Source organism: Cohaesibacter sp. CAU 1516, assembly GCF_005771485.1.
GTDB lineage: Bacteria > Pseudomonadota > Alphaproteobacteria > Rhizobiales > Cohaesibacteraceae > Cohaesibacter > Cohaesibacter intestini.
This window is the reverse complement of record NZ_VANT01000008.1, coordinates 1-16,019: the sequence shown is the minus strand read 5'-3', so window position 1 is coordinate 16,019 and position 16,019 is coordinate 1. Positions and strand designations below refer to the sequence as shown.

Genomic DNA, 16,019 nt, shown 5'->3' with positions numbered 1-16,019 from the left:
ATACCAATATGAAAACTGCAAAAGAGGTGCATCCTAAGCGCTTAAATTCACACGATTTGTTACACAACTTGTTTTACAAATGGCGCAACTTAAACCTAAAGAAGTAAAGACTTAACGATAGCACTATCCGGGCCATAGTGTTTAAGCAGTATTCCAACTAATTCTGCTTTGAATTCTCTTGCCAACTCCACCATGAACTTGAACTCGGTTGTGTTTATTCCTTCATCGCCAGGCCGTTCGAGTTTTGAACGAAAATCTTGATCGTCAAGCTTAGATAGAAATGTTCCATAGCATTCTTTTGCTTTTTGAAATTCACCCCCCAGTGTACAATCAAGACGATCAATGCCCTGCATTGCAAAAAGCTTAACAAGATGCGCCCTCTTTTGAGGAGCATTCATATTGATTGCTTCAGCAACCGCAACAAACCCTGCAAAACAAAGTAGCATTCTTGATATGCGCAGTTTTGCTAGTCGAATTGCACGAGGCTTATTTCCGCCAGCAGTCTTGCACTCAAAGTCAATGCAGATCGTTCGCCAGTAACGAATGATATCATTGAGCAAATATAGTGCGAGCTTATCTTCTTCAAGATCGTTCGAAACATATTTCTGGATCAGGAGTTCGCGCAGTTCTTCAAATGAAGTTTGATTAAAAATCCATTCTCCTTCAAGGAGAAACAACATTCTTCTTGTCAACGTTTGGTTTGTATCATCATCCCCACCAATATGAGTTAATAGCATTTCTCTTTGTAGAGCGCCCTCAAAGACCCCCCCGGCTGACGGCATTTTCAATCCACGGCCTTCTAACGCCTTGCGGAAACTGTCTTCGCACACAGAAATTTCAACTTCATCTTTGCTTACAGAAAGAAAAAAATGATCTACATCTGAACCGCTGGTGTACTCACGCCGCGCAACGCTGCCATTCACACCGATTATAATGTCATTTCTAGTTCCAAAAACTTCAATTGCAGTTTCCCGCATTATTTCAATAGTATTTTCCGCATCACTTAAACATCTATCAAAAATATTACTTGTTACAAAGTTATCCATTACATCTCTCGATAAATCTGTTTTTCCAGTATCTCAGCAAAAGAGACTGTCCAACTATGCTTCTTGTGTTTGTATCGTTGATCTATATCTGAAACAGAAACTAGATCAACAGTTTCATCAACGTAGTATTCTCGCCGACGAGCCTGCACACTAACACGTAGCCACTTTGACGATAGTTCTCCTCTCAACTTACTCTGATCGTAAGCTGCAGATTCAATTAAACGAAATAGCTCCGGGTACTTCCTACGCATTTGCCACTCGTTCAGATAAAAATCTAACGGTTCTATCTTCGAAAGGTTCGTTCGGATCCAAGCTTGCGCAACAGTGTCCATTGTCAGTCCTAATGTTGAGTTGATTAGGAGTGCATAGACAGTGTGTTTCAATCCCCAGAACTCATCAAAATCGGTTTCTGGAAGCTTGGATGTTCCAGACTGAGCCCATCTTTCTACGATCGAAAGAGCGGTTCCAAATGCAGGGCGAGGACCAACGATTGCCCGACAGCGCGTTATGCCTTCCAGAGTATCAAGATTGATTTTTCCAGAGAAGAGATAGGCATAGCGACCGTTATGATTTCCATCAATTAACGCGATTATTTCGTCAATATCGAGCTTATAAGAACTGACTAATTCTGCAATTTCTCGCCCGAAAATGCTGTCGCCTTTGATAATCCTTCGGGTTGCCCTATGGTGATCAATTTCAAAGGCGTCTTCAAAGACGGGTTCAAGAGTATGTGAAAGCGGTCCATGTCCGATATCATGTAGCAGGCTAGCGGCAATAAGAGTTAACCGATCATGTTGGGGAATCTCGGCTGTTAAAGCGAATTTCTGCGCCAACAGAGCAACACCCACAGAGTGTTCTAGGCGGTTATGTCTTCGCCGATCAGCTTCTTTGCCACTCCATTTTTTGCAATAGTCTATTGCCCCAAGAAAACCAATTTTCTTAAGTCTTCTCACCGCTTCTGTCTCAAGCAGCTCTCTGGCTAGAGGATCGAATAAGTCACTACGGTCATCTGATCTCAGCACGTAATCCGAAAGCTCAGCATCCACAAGCATAGCCTGCGCTTCCTCTGCGGCCAGCGGCGAGCTGTCTGGCAACTCTTGTTTTGGATTTGGAAACAAAAAAATTAGCCTCAATGAGTCGGAGTAGATCAGATAGCCGAGTCAACCCGGCTCTTCAAGATAGTATATAGACCCAGAATTTAACCTTAACTGAAATTGGATAAATCCAATATCCGCATAGCTCAACTGTGATACAATGGAGACCTCAGTGCATGAAGAAACTGTCGGTAGATGTCGGTCATGCTTCACACAAAACCAACTTTCGACTAATTGGCCGCCGATAGTATTTGATCATGCAAAATTCAAACTGTCTATCTCCGATTCACTTATCCGCCTTCTCGTCCAGCTTTTCCTCAATCCGTTTGAGGCTGTCAAAGACGCGTTCGATGGCTTTGGAATAGCCCCGTACACGCTCCTCCAGAACCATCACCCGCGCCCGCAACATGAAATGAGATCCGGCCACGGAAACAACCATGCCCGCGATATAGAAAACGTCTTTCAATTCGTTCGTCATTTCAGCCCCTGCCCTTCAATCCTTTGCACTGCTGGCGGATCAAATCGTTATTGATTTTGAGGTCTTTCAAAAACTGCCCTGCCCCTGATCCTCCCCCACTGAATTGGTCCACCGTTATAGTTAGAGAAACGGAGGATTCGATATGGCGAACAAACGACCCAAACCAGAGGAAATTGTCACGAAGTTACGGCAGGTTGAGATCTTGACGGGGCAAGGGATGCCTCGTCTTGATGCCATCCAGCAGATCGGTGTGTCTGAGCAAACCTATTACCGCCCCCTCTCAGCGATTGTTCCAATCGCCTGCCGGTCAACGGGAAGAAGAAGTGTGGTGGAATGGGCACAGATCAGCTCAAGGAACTCAAACGGCTCCAGAAGGAGAATGAGCGCTTGAGAAAGGCGGCTTCTGACCTAACGCTGGACAAGCTGATCCTGTCTGAAGCTGCAAAGGGAATACCACTGACCGCCAGGCTTTGCGAAGCAACGCCGAGAGGGATCTAAGCCCTTCTCGCCGCCGTGCCTGCATCAATCATGTCCGCAGCCAAGTAAACGTTTCTGAGCGACGTGTCTGTCGTGTTCTGGGGCAACATCGTTCAACGCAAAGACGGTTGCCACAAGGACGCGCCGATGAAGAGCGTTTGGTGGCGGACATGATCGAGTTGGCTCGGCAGTATGGACGCTATGGCTATCGGCGGATCGCTGATTTGTTGCGAGATGCCGGTTGGCAGATCAATGACAAGCGCCCCTCTCGACGGCGCTTCGCTTGTCTGCCGGGCAATGGACAATGGCCCAGAGTTCATTGCCCAGAACGTGCGTGATTGGATCAAGGCTATTGGAGCAAAGACTGTTTACATCGAGCCGGGATCACCCTGGGAGAACGGTTACTGCGAAAGCTTCAATGCAAGGTTCCGAGACTAGTTCTTAAATGGAGAGATATTCTACAGCTTGAGGGAAGCGCAGATCCTGATCGAGAAATGGAGGCACCACTACAACACCAAACGGCCACACAGTGCATTTGGCTACAGCCCGCCGGCGCCCGAAACTATCGTGCCGATGGAAACAAGGCCTGCAATGCACTAACATTCAAACCGGACCACTCAAGTGGGGCTGATCAATGGGGCATAACAATCGCTCCGAAGTCAGCCAGAGAGACAGGTTCGCGAGATTGGCCCGCGAACGGATACAGGCGGTTGGCCATAGCTTTGTTGACCGGTCCGGCCGGGGTGGGGAATCCGCGTTGCAGCAAGCCCCCAGTTGGGTGAAAGAGGAATATTGGCCCCTTCAGATGTGCAGGCAAAGGCGCGTCACTTTAATCTACCACGCCAACACAAAGCATTCGCAGGCCGTAAATCAAACTCAAAATCTCGTTCAGGTAGTAACGCATCACACTATGTAACGTATAGTTATATGTCTGCAATTATCGACATATATATTTGTTATAATTTCATTACCTAACCCCATAATTAGTCATTCCTTAATAACAAACACTCAGTGTTGACCCTAGTTTTTCTTATTTGAATAAAGCAAAAGAGCAAGCAAATGAAACTAACACACAAAATTTGGAGCCTTCTGGGAATTGGGTTCATTGGTTTGGCTGTTTTGTCAGGCGCATTTTTCTGGGGCAGCAGTAAAAAAGATGCGGCAACAAGTCATGCTTTGAGTGCCGAAAAGGCCTCCGTCTATCTCAATGAAACAGAAGCCGTGATCCGCGACGTTTCCACCAAGCTGGAGCTCTTTTTGCTAACCAACGACGTAACCCTTGTTGCGCAGGGCCAATCCGTCGTTACCCATCATATTGAAAAGACCCAGGATGAGCCCCACGCCAACGCTGATCTGGAAAACAAGTTGAAGATTGCCTTGGCCAACGTAGAAACAGTGTCCAAGTTGCGCACGATTTCTGGTTTGTCGGAAAAAGAGGGTCTCAAAGGATCACTGCGCTCTTCGGTGAAGACCGTGGAAGCCAAATTGAATGAATTTGGCAAAGAAAATCCCGATATCTCGATCGACAAGACCATGGTCAAGATGCTGATGCTTCGGCGGCACGAGAAAGACTATATGCTGCGCCGCGATCCGAAATATGTCGACACGTTCAATGCTCGGGTAAAAGAATTCCACGCGACGGTTGCGGCGTCTGATATTCCGCAGTCAGTGCAGAAAGACATCAAGCCACTGATCGAAGATTATCAGAAGAAATTCCTTGAATGGACCCAAGCAGACCAAATGGTTCTGGCAAAGGTTGCCAGCGCGCGGATTTCCAATCTGGCAACAATCGAAAATGTCAAGAAGATGGAAGAGGCAACCACTGCCGAAATGCAAGAAGCCATGGCGCAAAAGGCAGATATGGATGCCTTTGTCAGCTTGCTGACCTTGTCGATCATATTGGCAACATCGCTGTTCCTGATTGGTGGCGGCATGCTGGTCATTCGGTCGATCACCCGTCCCATTCGCAATGTCACCGGTGCCATGGAGCAGATTTCCATGGGCAATCTCAACACGCAGGTGCCGGAAAGCAAGATCAATGATGAAATCGGCTCGCTATGCCGAATTGCTGCGGTACTGCATGAAAGCGTCCGGGCGCAAAAAGCCTTCGAAGCGGAAGAAGCCGAGAAAGCTGCACGGCAAGAACGCGAGAAACGTGCCCTCATGGTTCAGCTAGCTGACGAGTTTGACCGGCAGGTGACCGGCATTGTGGAAAGCGTTGCAAGCTCTTCGAGCGATCTCAACATGACCGCGACCACGATGTCGCAAGTTGCTGAACGAACTTCGACCGAAGCCACATCGGCAATCAGCGCCTCGACGCAAACCATGCATAATGTGCAGACCGTGGCGACCGCTGCGGAAGAAATGACCAGCACCATCTCCGAGATCAGCAAGCAAATCGTTGAAGCGTCATTGGCTGCCAAGGAAGCCGTCGGCAAAGTCAATGACACCAGCAGTCAGGTTCGGATTCTCACCGACATTGCCGCGCGCGTTGGAGAGGTGGTTGAAATGATTTCGTCGATTGCCGAACAGACCAACCTGCTGGCCCTCAATGCGACAATTGAATCAGCGCGGGCCGGAGAAGCAGGCAAGGGCTTCGCTGTCGTGGCAGGTGAAGTGAAGGAACTCGCAGGCCAAACCGCCAAGGCGACCGACCAGATTGCCATTCAGATCAACGAGATCCAGACCGCAACCGGTCATGCATCACAAGCGATGAATGATGTCAGTCAGGTCATTCTGCGGGTAGAGGAAATCTCTTCGACCATTGCTGCTGCCATGGAAGAGCAGAATGCAACCACTCATGAAATTGCCGGCAACATCCATCAGGCAGCACAGGGAACCGAACTGGTCAACGACAATATCAATTCTGTCTCTGACGCATCCAAGGAAGCGGGTGCATCGTCCGAACAGGTGATGGTTGCAGCCCAGCGTCTGGGAGAACAATCGAACCTGCTGCGCGAGCAGGTCGGGAGCTTCATCCAGCGCATCCGCGCTGCCTGAGCCATTCCAACCAATGCAAGAACAAAGCCGCCAGACACCATCTGGCGGCTTTTTTCTTATCACCACTTTGCTCTATTTCTCTTCCAGCACCCGTTTAATCTTGCGTGCCAGTGCACGGCGGGATTTCTCGTCGGCCAGTTGTTCGAACGCCTCTTTCAAGTCGATCTGCAACTCTGCGAACTCGTTGTGGGCATCCCACCCGACCATGTCGGCTTTCTTGAGACGATGTTTGACATTGGCAAAGAAGTCGGGCCGCCCTGCCCGCGACAACCGCACCTCGTCATCGATGGTCGGAATTGAAATCAAGGCCTCGTGCATGCCGTCTGCAACCAAGGCCGCTTTCAGCGCTTCGGAGGCTTCCTGTTCCCCATGGCAGAGATAGAGGCCATGGCGGATGGGCTTGCGATCTCGGATCCAGTCGATCAGTTCATTTTCGTCCGCGTGGCCGGAATAGGTCTCAATTTGTTTGACCTTGCCGCGGATCTGGATCTCTTCGCCCTGAATCCGTACCTTGCGCGCACCATTGAGCAGAAGGCGACCGAGAGACCCTTCAGCCTGATAGCCAACCAACAACAGCGTCGTGTTGCTGTTCCACATATGGTTCTTGATATGGTGGCGGATACGGCCCGCATCACACATGCCGCTGCCGGCCATGATGATGGCGCCGGACTTGATCCGATTGATGGCCTTGCTTTCCTCGACGCTTTCGGTGAAGCGGATATGCTCGGTGTTGATGTCATCGAGATGATCGGCAATATCTTCCAATGACGCGGCATGTTTCTTGAAGACTTCCGTAGCCTTGATCGCCAAGGGACTGTCAAGGAAGATTGGCACATTGCGCAGTTCCCCCCTTTTCTGGAGGATAAGGATATCGGCGAGCAATTCCTGAGTTCGCTCCACGGCAAAGGCTGGAATGAGCAGTAGCCCCTCGCCCTTCAACGCGGTCTGAATTTCTTCCAGCAGAATTTGGCGCTTCTCATCGGATGTGACGACCGGCCGCGTGCGGCCCCCATAGGTGCTCTCGCTGATCACATAGTCATAATCACTGGCAGCACCCGGATCCGGGTGGAACAGCTTGTGATTGGGGCCCAGATCCCCGGACCAGAGCAAACGCAGGCTTTGTTCGTCAGGCTTGTCACTGGGGACTTCGATTTCGATTGAGGCAGAGCCAAGAATGTGGCCCGCATTCCAGTATTTGACCCGTATGCCGCCAATATCGAGCCATTGTTCATAGTCGACAGGCTCAAAATGCTGCTGGCAGGCTTCTGCATCCTTTTGGGTGTAAATCGGCTCGATCTGCGGTTTGCCGCGACGGGCGTTGCGGCGGTTGAGATTCATCACATCCATTTCCTGAATGTGTCCGCTGTCAGGCAGCATGGCGCTCAACAGATCCTGAGTTGCCGCCGTCATATAGGTCTTGCCGCGGAAACCGTGTTTGTAGAGCTTGGGAAGCAAACCGGCATGATCGATATGGGCGTGGGTAAGGAGTGCGAAATCGATGGATGCCGGATCAAAGGGAAAGTCACCATAGTTCAGCGCCTTGATTGTCTTGGTGCCCTGAAAGAGCCCACAATCAACGAGGAAACGGTGCCCTGCCGTCTGAACCAGATAACAGGATCCGGTCACCGTTCCCGATGCGCCACAGAATTTGAGTGTTGCGTCCATACTCTCCCCCTAACTACACCTTTGCTACTCCTTTGATTTTTCCACAATTTCGCAGAATTTCAACAAACTTATGAGACATTTACCGAAATGCAGCGATGTGGCCTCAAACTGATCCCTAAGTTGGATGCCCCTGACATGCATGGCGCATCCTGACGATCTTCCAGCCACCTTGTTTGCAGGCACTCCTTTTGGCAAAGGATCTCTGCGGAATCGGACAATAGCCATGATCAGCGCGCGCCCACGACCTTCCAAAACCATGAACAATGACAAACTCGCCTACGAGGATATCGACTTCTTGCGACGCGATGAGCTGCGCGGTGCGCGGTTGGAGCTGGAGTTCACCAAGGCTGATCTGGGCATGCGCGATCACGGCATTATGTCGACCGTGGTTGTGTTTGGCAGTGCGCGGACGCCCGAGGATCACATCGAGTATCAGCAGGCACGAGAATTTGGCCGGATCGTTTCCGAACGTGGCGGGGCGTTGAACCCCTATAATGGCACCCACCGCAATGTCATTTGCACCGGTGGCGGGCCGGGCATTATGGAAGCGGCCAATCGTGGAGCCCATGATGCAGGTGCCCTGAATATCGGCCTCAATATCGATCTGCCGTTCGAGCAGCATATCAATCCGTTCGTCACTCCGACACTGAGCTTCGAGTTCCAGTATTTTGCCTTGCGCAAGATGCACTTTGCCATGCGGGCCAATGCGCTGGTGGCATTCCCGGGTGGCTTTGGCACGCTGGATGAACTGTTTGACATTCTTACTCTCAAGCAGACGGGTAAGATTTCCGGCATGCCGATCATCCTGCATGGGCGGGATTTCTGGGAAAATGTCATGAACTTTGACACATTGATCAAATATGGGACCATCAACCCCAAAGATGTCGATCATTTCATCATTGTCGATACGCCGGAAGAAGGCTGGCAGGTGATGGTGGATCATGGCTTGATCACCAAAGCCACGGAAAGCCATGTCTAGGTTCGCCTGAATTGGCCAGCAGTGCATGAAGGCTCCCCGAATGAGACAAACTGCCGGAGAGCCTTTTCTTTGTTCCAGATCAGCCAGACTTTAGAGCAGAGGCGCAATCTCTGCCCAACTTGGCGGCGCGTCATCATCGCGCCAGATGATGGCAGTGAGATAGTCAGCTTCGGTCGTTGGCTCACCCTTCAATGTAAAATGCGCATTAGGCCGCAGGGCCAGAATAGTTTGGTACACTTTCAATTCTGCAAGCTGTGTGTCTTCCGTGATCATTTACGCATCTCCCAAATAAGCGATTTCAAGATAGCTCCCCGCTGACCAGATCACCGCGCCGCTGTCACGGCTGTCCACCTGCATCGAGATCACGTCCCCCGCTGCACAAAAGGCCAGCACCGTTTCGCATGGGGTGAAGGTGCCGTAACCGGCTGTCGTTGCATCATTGCCCAAGAACATCCGCCGCAACAAAGCGGTATTCTTCAGCAACTCGGTGCGAAAAGGAATCGAGCCGCCGCCGGTCTGCACAGCGATATTGATCAGATAGAGGCCATCATAAGGGCAAATATAGCCGCCCTGATTGACCCCGGTGGTTTGCGGCCCATATCCAACAGGATTGCCTGCATTCCATGCAACGGCATCGAAATCAAACCGGGATGCGGCGCTGATGGCATATTGGACGGCGGTTGAGAAGATCAGCCGGGCGGTTGGGTTGGAGTTGGAAATCACCACCCGGCCATTGTCCTTGTCGAGCTTCAAAGGCTCGGCCCATGTGACGCCATCGGCGCTGACCTTCATCGACCAATTGTCTGATCCATTCAGCCCCATTTCAGCCCGGCCGGACCAATTGGTCTGGAACAGCAAAGACGCTGTATCGCCCGCAGCATTCTTGTTCACCTTGATCTGGTGACCGGCCCCCTCGTGGGTGAAAAGACTGGCGGCAGAGGCTACGGACAATCGGTTGGTGTCATCGGCAGAAGCATTGACACCGACATGGTTGGCATTCTGGATTTCCTCCGGATTGCCGCCGACGGGTGTCCAGTCGGAGCCGGTCCAGCCAAGCAGTCGGCCTTCGTCGCAATTCCAGACGCGCCAGCCTTCCTGCGGGTCGTAATAAGCCCATGCGCCATTCTGAAAGGCTGCAATCTGGCCGCTTCTCCCGGACCAGACGCCGGTTGCCGACGGGGCGACAATATAGCGATCGCCTTCCGTTGGGTCGGTGGGTGGTGTCGTCAGGCTAGCATTCGAGACGGTCAGCTGGGTCAGAACATCGAGCTTCTGCAAAGCTTCATTGTGCGTGATGTGCTTTTGATCCTGCGAACCGGCAATGTAAGGCAAAGAAAGGATAGGTGATTGTTCCATGGCTCCAATTTCCGTTGGTTGACATTGCCTCCCAGTATCGGAGCTGCCCCGAACAGGAGGATAAGGTTCCTGGCTGGTGCCCTTGCCTTTTTGTGCCGCACCCTATTGCCAAAAGCCGGCATGTGCCTATCATCGACCTTTCCATAATCAACCGCGAGCGCCAAACATGACCGATTTTGCCAATGCCCTGATTGATCGCCTGCCAAAGGCAGAGTTGCACCTTCATATCGAGGGCACTTTGGAACCAGACTTGATGCTGGCGCTGGCCAAGCGCAACAAGGTCACCCTGCCTTATGAGAGCGTCGAAGATGTCGCCAAGGCCTATGAGTTTGACTGTTTGCAGGATTTTCTCGATCTCTATTATCTGGGCATGAGCGTGTTGCAGACCGAGCAGGATTTTCATGATCTGACCTGGGCCTATTTGCTCAAGGTCCATGCGGATGGTCTGACTCATGTGGAAATGTTCTTTGATCCTCAGGCTCATACGGATCGCGGGATTGCATTCGAGACGGTCTTGGGCGGAATTGTCTCGGCGCTCGAGCGGGCAGAAAAAGAGCTGAAGATCACCTCCAAGCTGATCATGTGTTTCTTGCGCCATTTGCCCGAAGAACAAGCCTTTGATGCGCTTGAGTGCGCCTGCAAACACAAGGAGCATATTTTCGCGGTCGGCCTCGACAGCTCGGAAAAAGGCTTCCCGCCCCCTTTGTTTGAGCGCGTGTTTGCGGCCGCCCGCAAGGAAGGTTTCACGCCGGTCGCGCATGTGGGCGAGGAAGGCACAGCCGAGAATGTACGCGAGGGGCTGGATCTGCTGAAGATCGAACGGGTTGATCATGGCAACCGGGCACTGGATGATCCGGCGCTGATAAAACGACTTGCAAAACAACAAACGCCTCTGACCATGTGCCCCTTATCCAACCTGCGCCTCAAAGGCATTCCGACGATTGGCGACAGTCCGGTGAAGAAAGCGATGGATGCGGGCCTGCTGGTGACGGTCAATTCCGATGATCCGAGCTATTTTGGCGGCTATCTCAATGACAATTACCGCGCCGTCCATCAAGCACTCGACCTCAACGAACAGGACATCATCACGCTGGCAAAGAACAGCTTCAAGGCAAGCTTCATTTCTGACAGTGCCAAGCAGGCGCATCTGGATGCGATTGATGCGGTGGTCGAAGATGTGAAGAAGGGCTGAGCCATCGCTGGCCAGCCTTTTCCTTTCACAATGCGAGATACGCCGCTTAGACCCAGCCTTGCAGCTCGGCCAATGTCAGGCTTTCAAGCATGTCCATGCCTTCGTCGCTATCATTGAGGCATGGAATATGGGCAAATTGCTCGCCGCCATGCTCCATGAAGATCTCCCGGTTTTCGCCATCAATTTCTTCAAGCGTCTCAAGGCAATCGGCCGAGAAGCCCGGATTGACGATGGCCAACCGCTTGACGCCACTTTCCGCCAATTTGGTGACGGTTTCGTCGGTATAGGGACGGATCCATTCTTCTGGGCCAAACAGCGACTGGAAGGTGGTTTGCAGATAATCCTTATCCCAGCCCAACTTCTCGCGCACCAAGCGGGTCGTCTTCATGCAGTGGCAATGGTATGGGTCGCCATTGTCGAAATAGCGTTTGGGAATGCCGTGATAGGAGGCAAGGATCAGCTCTGGCTCGAAATCGAGCCCCTCAATGGTCTTCTTCATTGAGGTGGCCAGCGCATCAATATAGGCGGGCGTGTCATAATAAGGCGGCAAGGTGCGCAAGGCAGGCTGCCAGCGCATGTCTTTCAAGACATCAAAGACCGCATCATTGACGGTGGCCGTCGTCGCTGCCGCATATTGCGGATAGAGCGGCAGGACCAGAAGGCGCTCGCACCCCTTTTCCTGCAGCGCATGGATGCGCGACTTGATCGATGGATTGCCATAGCGCATGGCAAAATCCACCTCGACATCACGGGCAAAACTGTGTCTGGACAGACGTTCGCGCAGTTTGTCGCTCTGACCCCGGGTGATGGTCAACAACGGGCCTTCATTGGCCTCGTGGTTCCAGATTTCCTCATAGGCCTTGCCAGACTTTTGCGGTCTGGTTTGCAAGATGATGCCATTGAGGATCGGCCACCATTTCCATTTTGGTTCTTCAATTACCCGCTGGTCGGACAGAAATTCCTTCAGATAGCGCCGCATGGACCAATAGTCTGTTCCGTCAGGGGTGCCCAGATTGACAAGCAGAATGCCGATTTTGCCATAGGCAACAGGTGGATGATTATCAGGCCAATGGGTCATCATTGCGCGGTCCTCGTCCAAATTGGTCTTAATTGCGGTTTGCGTTGGTGGTCCTTGCGCATGGCCGCAACTATCTTGCTCGTCCAGTCTTAGCAGCCTTGAAGGCCTGATGCATCAAAGACTTCCGTCGACATACATGAAATTGCGGCAATGGTTCAAAGCCCATGTCAGCCATCGACAAGGCAACGACAACCAAAAGAAACCGCTCTTTGATACGTCCGCCAAACGAAAGTAAGGCGTGGCGATCAAAGAGCGGTCAAATACAGTTTGTTGTGTCTTGATCAACTGACATAGCATTTACGCATGGCGTCAGGAGCTGGATCATTGCGAGAGCGATTTTCTTGAAAAAATCACGCCTCGTCCGTTCGACCCCGAAACCCTTTGGCAAACACATACATTTCCGGGCTTTCCTTGCGGCTTGCCGGGGGCTTGATATGGGTGATTGATTGATAGTCACGCTTCAATTCAGCCAGCATGTCATTCTCGGTCCCGCCCTTGAAGACCTTGGAGAGGAAGACGCCGCCGGGACGCAAATTCTCCTTGGCGAACTGGGCTGCCACTTCAAACAGATGCACGGTACGCAAATGGTCGGTCTGTTTATGGCCGGTGGTCGGCGCTGCCATATCTGACAGGACAATATCAGGCGGTTGACCACCCAACGCTTCCATCAGCATGTCCGGGGCGTCATCATCGAGAAAATCCTTGAGCAAAACCGTCACGCCGGGCAGAGGATCCATACCGAGATAGTCAATGCCAACCACAAGCGGGTTGTCGCTGGTGGAGTTTACACGGCGCGCAGCGATGTCACACCAGCCACCGGGAGCGCAGCCCAGATCAACCACCCGCATGCCCGGTTTCAAAAACTGGAAGCGATCATCCATCTCGATCAGCTTGAAGGTTGAACGGGACCGAAAACCTTCCTGTTTGGCGCGTTGCACATAGGGGTCGTTCAGCTGACGCTGCAACCAACGGGTAGATGAGCTTCTGCGGCCCCGAGCGGTTTTCACCCGGACCTTTTCGACGCGAAGGCCGCGGCTGCCCCGTCCTTCTCCGCCTCCGGTTTTCTTCGCCATTCCGTTTGCTCCGACTGTTTTTCTGTTTGGTTCGTTCTATCTGGCCCGGTGATCCGGGCCAATGCTGTCTGATCTATATGCTCTCTGACACGGAGCCATTCAAGCATTCTGGTCCGGTTTGCCGGCCGCACCTGTTGCCTGGCCGGCGCCTTGAGCGCCGCGTTGCCCACGTCCACCCCGGCGACGGGAGCGACGTTTCTTGCTGCCCGGCTTTTTGGACGGCTCCCCCGGCTTGGTCGGCTGGCGTGGATTCCAGACGCCATCATCGATCATCATTTCCATCAGTATGCCTTCCCGCAAGCCCCTATCGGCCACACGAAGCTGCGTACAAGGCCACTCACGATGGAAGGCTTCAAGGATTGCGCAGCCTGCCAGCACCAGATCGGCGCGGTCCTGACCAATGCATGGATTGTTGGTGCGCTCTTCGAAATCCATATCCAGAATACGCGCAATCATCGCCCTGAGTTCGGTCGCATTCAGCCAGGCGCCATCCACCAGACGTCGATCATAGCGCTCGAGGCCCAAATGGACACCAGCCAACGTCGTCACTGTACCCGATGTGCCGAGCATATGGATATGCTTGGTCTTGATGGCTTCAGTCAGGGCTTCGCGCTCTTCGAAGTCATGCAGCATGTCGCGTACTTCGCTGACCATCGCCTCGAACTGCTCGCGATCCACCACGTGGCCCCCATGCTTTTCAGACAGGGTGACCACGCCAACTTGCAGGGAGGTCCAGCAGCGAATGCGTTCGGACATGTGGCGCAAGGCGCGGCGTGTCTGACGATTGCGCTTTTCCCCCGGCAGGGGCAGGCCTTCATCAGTAACGGGATCGAGATCCAGCCAGACAATTTCGGACGACCCACCACCAATATCGAACAGCACAACCCCATCGGCCTCAGGATGCACCAGCGAAGCACAGCCTGACACAGCCAATCGTGCCTCGGTTTCGCGATTGACGATTTCAAGCTTCAGGCCCGTTTCACGATAGACCCGATGGAGGAATGCGCCACCGTTTGTGGCACGGCGGCAGGCTTCCGTGGCGATCAGGCGAAACCGTTTGACTGCCCGGTAATTGAGCTTTGACTGGCAAACCTTAAGGGCCGAAATGGCGCGATCCTGCGCGTCTTCACTCAGGCGCCCCGTTTGTGACAAACCTTCGCCCAGACGAACGATGCGCGAGAAGGCGTCGACGACGCGAAAGCTCTGACCGTGTGGCTCGGCCACCAGCAGACGGCAATTGTTGGTGCCAAGATCAAGGGCGGCATAGGCCTGACGGGACGTATCACGGGCCTGCGACGGGTGGCCGTGCGGGCGTCCGTGTCGGGGCTGATCGTTGCGATGACGGTGTGCATTGGCCGGCGCACCATTGCTCGACTGTCCCTTGCCACGGCCGCTCTGGTCTGCACCCTTGCGGGCCTCTCCCTGCTTTGTCTCGCTTCGTTTTGCATCACGCTGCTGGTTGTCTCGCTGACCGCTGTCTCTTGATTGCGACGCGGGCTCCTGCGCGGTTTGATTGGGCCGATTGCCATCGCGGTTGCGCGACTTGCGGCGGGAGCGCTTTTTCTGGCTCCCCTGATCCGCCGAGCGTCCAGCCTCTTGCCCGATGCCCCGTGCGTCTGATGGTGTTTTTCCATCAGTAGACGCTCGCACAGCGTCATTTGGCTTGCGATCAGCAGACTTTGAGTCTGGGTTGGTATCAGGCCCTGAGCCTGGATTGGACGCATGTGTCCCATTGCCCGCCTGAGGAGGTTGTCCCCCCTTCTTCCGTCTGGGACGGGAGCGACGTCTTTTTCGCCCGGACTGCTGGCCCTTTGTGTCTTCCGCCCCGGATGTCACACCGGATGTGGCAGAATGCTCCTGTGACATGACAGTGGACGCATTTCTGGCGTCATTTCCAGCGGCAGACTTCTCGCCACTCTTGTCATGTAAAGGCACATCGCGATCTGACTTTCCCGCTCGACCATTGCCCGCATAAGCGGCATTGGAGGCGTTGGAAAGCCCGCGATCAGGTCCAACAGCTGAGCGGCCACCCTTTTGGGTGCCCTCAGCGTCTTGTGCCAATGTGTGTCTCCCGCTGCGCTGCAATCATGAGGACAAGGCATGGCGCGCAGCATTCGATTCAATCAGTTTGTCACAGACCACTCTATCAGCCCTCACCCAAAGGGCAAGAAGCGATTGCCTCTCGGATACTGGAAAGCGCATTTTTCCTGCATGTTTAACCATCCATGCACGCACGATCATTGCGTCCGCAAGGCGGACAAAAAGCGCCGATCCAGGGACATCTGCCATTGAAAGATAAGGACTTCACCGCAGCCAAGATGTCAGCCGGATGTCATCGGAAGAGTGGCGCAGTCTTTATCCCCACCCAAACAATTTTGTTCGGACTTGAAGCTTGACTGTCAAAAGCAAAGTCATTATTCCAACCGTCACTACCGAGCGAGCAACTGCTTCGCATCCCTGCTGGGGATTAGTTTAATGGTAGAGCATCGCGGATCCGCACAGATCTGCGATTTTTTTTGTAAAAAAAACGCTGTTTTTGATCAAAATTTCCGCAGATTGTAAAATTATCCTGTAGCACTAA

General features: G+C 52.7%; 12 protein-coding genes and 1 pseudogene. 4 read left to right on the top strand and 9 right to left on the bottom strand.

The genetic code is table 11. The features are described from left to right. Positions 1–95: 95 nt before the first annotated feature. From FDK21_RS17360 to FDK21_RS17350, 3 genes are all read right to left on the bottom strand, one after another. Positions 96–1,046, bottom strand: a complete 951-nt coding sequence (locus FDK21_RS17360) for a hypothetical protein (RefSeq protein ID WP_138150239.1) — start codon at positions 1,044–1,046, stop codon at positions 96–98. Next, positions 1,046–2,098, bottom strand: a complete 1,053-nt coding sequence (locus FDK21_RS17355; protein ID WP_138150237.1) for an HD domain-containing protein — start codon at positions 2,096–2,098, stop codon at positions 1,046–1,048. The genes FDK21_RS17360 and FDK21_RS17355 overlap by 1 nt, the downstream gene beginning before the upstream one ends. A gap of 328 nt (positions 2,099–2,426) precedes the next feature. Further along, positions 2,427–2,618, bottom strand: coding sequence for a hypothetical protein (locus FDK21_RS17350; RefSeq protein ID WP_138150235.1), 192 nt, complete (start codon positions 2,616–2,618; stop codon positions 2,427–2,429). 142 nt (positions 2,619–2,760) lie between these two features. On the opposite strand from FDK21_RS17350, the pseudogene FDK21_RS17345 reads away from it, so the two are divergent. Beyond that, a pseudogene (locus tag FDK21_RS17345) lies at positions 2,761–3,695 on the top strand (integrase core domain-containing protein). A gap of 576 nt (positions 3,696–4,271) precedes the next feature. After that, positions 4,272–6,095 carry a methyl-accepting chemotaxis protein gene (locus tag FDK21_RS17340; protein ID WP_171022139.1) on the top strand — a complete coding sequence of 608 codons (1,824 nt, stop codon included), beginning with the start codon at positions 4,272–4,274 and terminating at the stop codon, positions 6,093–6,095. 72 nt (positions 6,096–6,167) lie between these two features. Here the strand turns inward: FDK21_RS17340 and FDK21_RS17335 are convergent, their stop codons facing one another. After that, complete coding sequence (locus tag FDK21_RS17335) at positions 6,168–7,760, bottom strand: MBL fold metallo-hydrolase (protein ID WP_138150231.1); 1,593 nt, start codon at positions 7,758–7,760, stop codon at positions 6,168–6,170. Positions 7,761–7,983: 223 nt separating this feature from the next. On the opposite strand from FDK21_RS17335, the gene FDK21_RS17330 reads away from it, so the two are divergent. Beyond that, a complete protein-coding gene (locus FDK21_RS17330; RefSeq protein ID WP_114010471.1) occupies positions 7,984–8,739 on the top strand; it encodes a TIGR00730 family Rossman fold protein in 756 nt (251 codons plus the stop codon). Positions 8,740–8,829: 90 nt separating this feature from the next. Here FDK21_RS17330 and FDK21_RS17325 read toward each other — a convergent pair whose 3' ends face one another. Together FDK21_RS17325 and FDK21_RS17320 are read right to left on the bottom strand one after the other, a co-directional pair. Beyond that, positions 8,830–9,012 carry a hypothetical protein gene (locus FDK21_RS17325; RefSeq protein ID WP_138150229.1) on the bottom strand — a complete coding sequence of 61 codons (183 nt, stop codon included), beginning with the start codon at positions 9,010–9,012 and terminating at the stop codon, positions 8,830–8,832. Continuing rightward, positions 9,013–10,095: a DUF2793 domain-containing protein gene (locus FDK21_RS17320; protein ID WP_138150227.1), complete on the bottom strand. Its 1,083-nt coding sequence runs from the start codon at positions 10,093–10,095 to the stop codon at positions 9,013–9,015. Between the two features lie 166 nt (positions 10,096–10,261). On the opposite strand from FDK21_RS17320, the gene FDK21_RS17315 reads away from it, so the two are divergent. After that, on the top strand, positions 10,262–11,287 hold the full coding sequence (locus FDK21_RS17315) for an adenosine deaminase (protein WP_138150225.1): 1,026 nt from the start codon (positions 10,262–10,264) through the stop codon (positions 11,285–11,287). A 46-nt stretch (positions 11,288–11,333) separates the two neighbouring features. Here FDK21_RS17315 and hemH read toward each other — a convergent pair whose 3' ends face one another. The 3 genes from hemH to FDK21_RS17300 all read right to left on the bottom strand — a co-directional run bounded on the left by hemH (position 11,334) and on the right by FDK21_RS17300 (position 15,304). Beyond that, complete coding sequence (gene hemH, locus FDK21_RS17310) at positions 11,334–12,368, bottom strand: ferrochelatase (protein WP_114010256.1); 1,035 nt, start codon at positions 12,366–12,368, stop codon at positions 11,334–11,336. Between the two features lie 347 nt (positions 12,369–12,715). Further along, on the bottom strand, positions 12,716–13,438 hold the full coding sequence (locus FDK21_RS17305; protein WP_114010255.1) for an RlmE family RNA methyltransferase: 723 nt from the start codon (positions 13,436–13,438) through the stop codon (positions 12,716–12,718). A 99-nt stretch (positions 13,439–13,537) separates the two neighbouring features. Then, the gene (locus FDK21_RS17300; RefSeq protein ID WP_138150343.1) at positions 13,538–15,304 is read right to left on the bottom strand and encodes a hypothetical protein; all 1,767 of its coding nucleotides are present in this window, start codon (positions 15,302–15,304) and stop codon (positions 13,538–13,540) included. Positions 15,305–16,019: the final 715 nt, after the last annotated feature.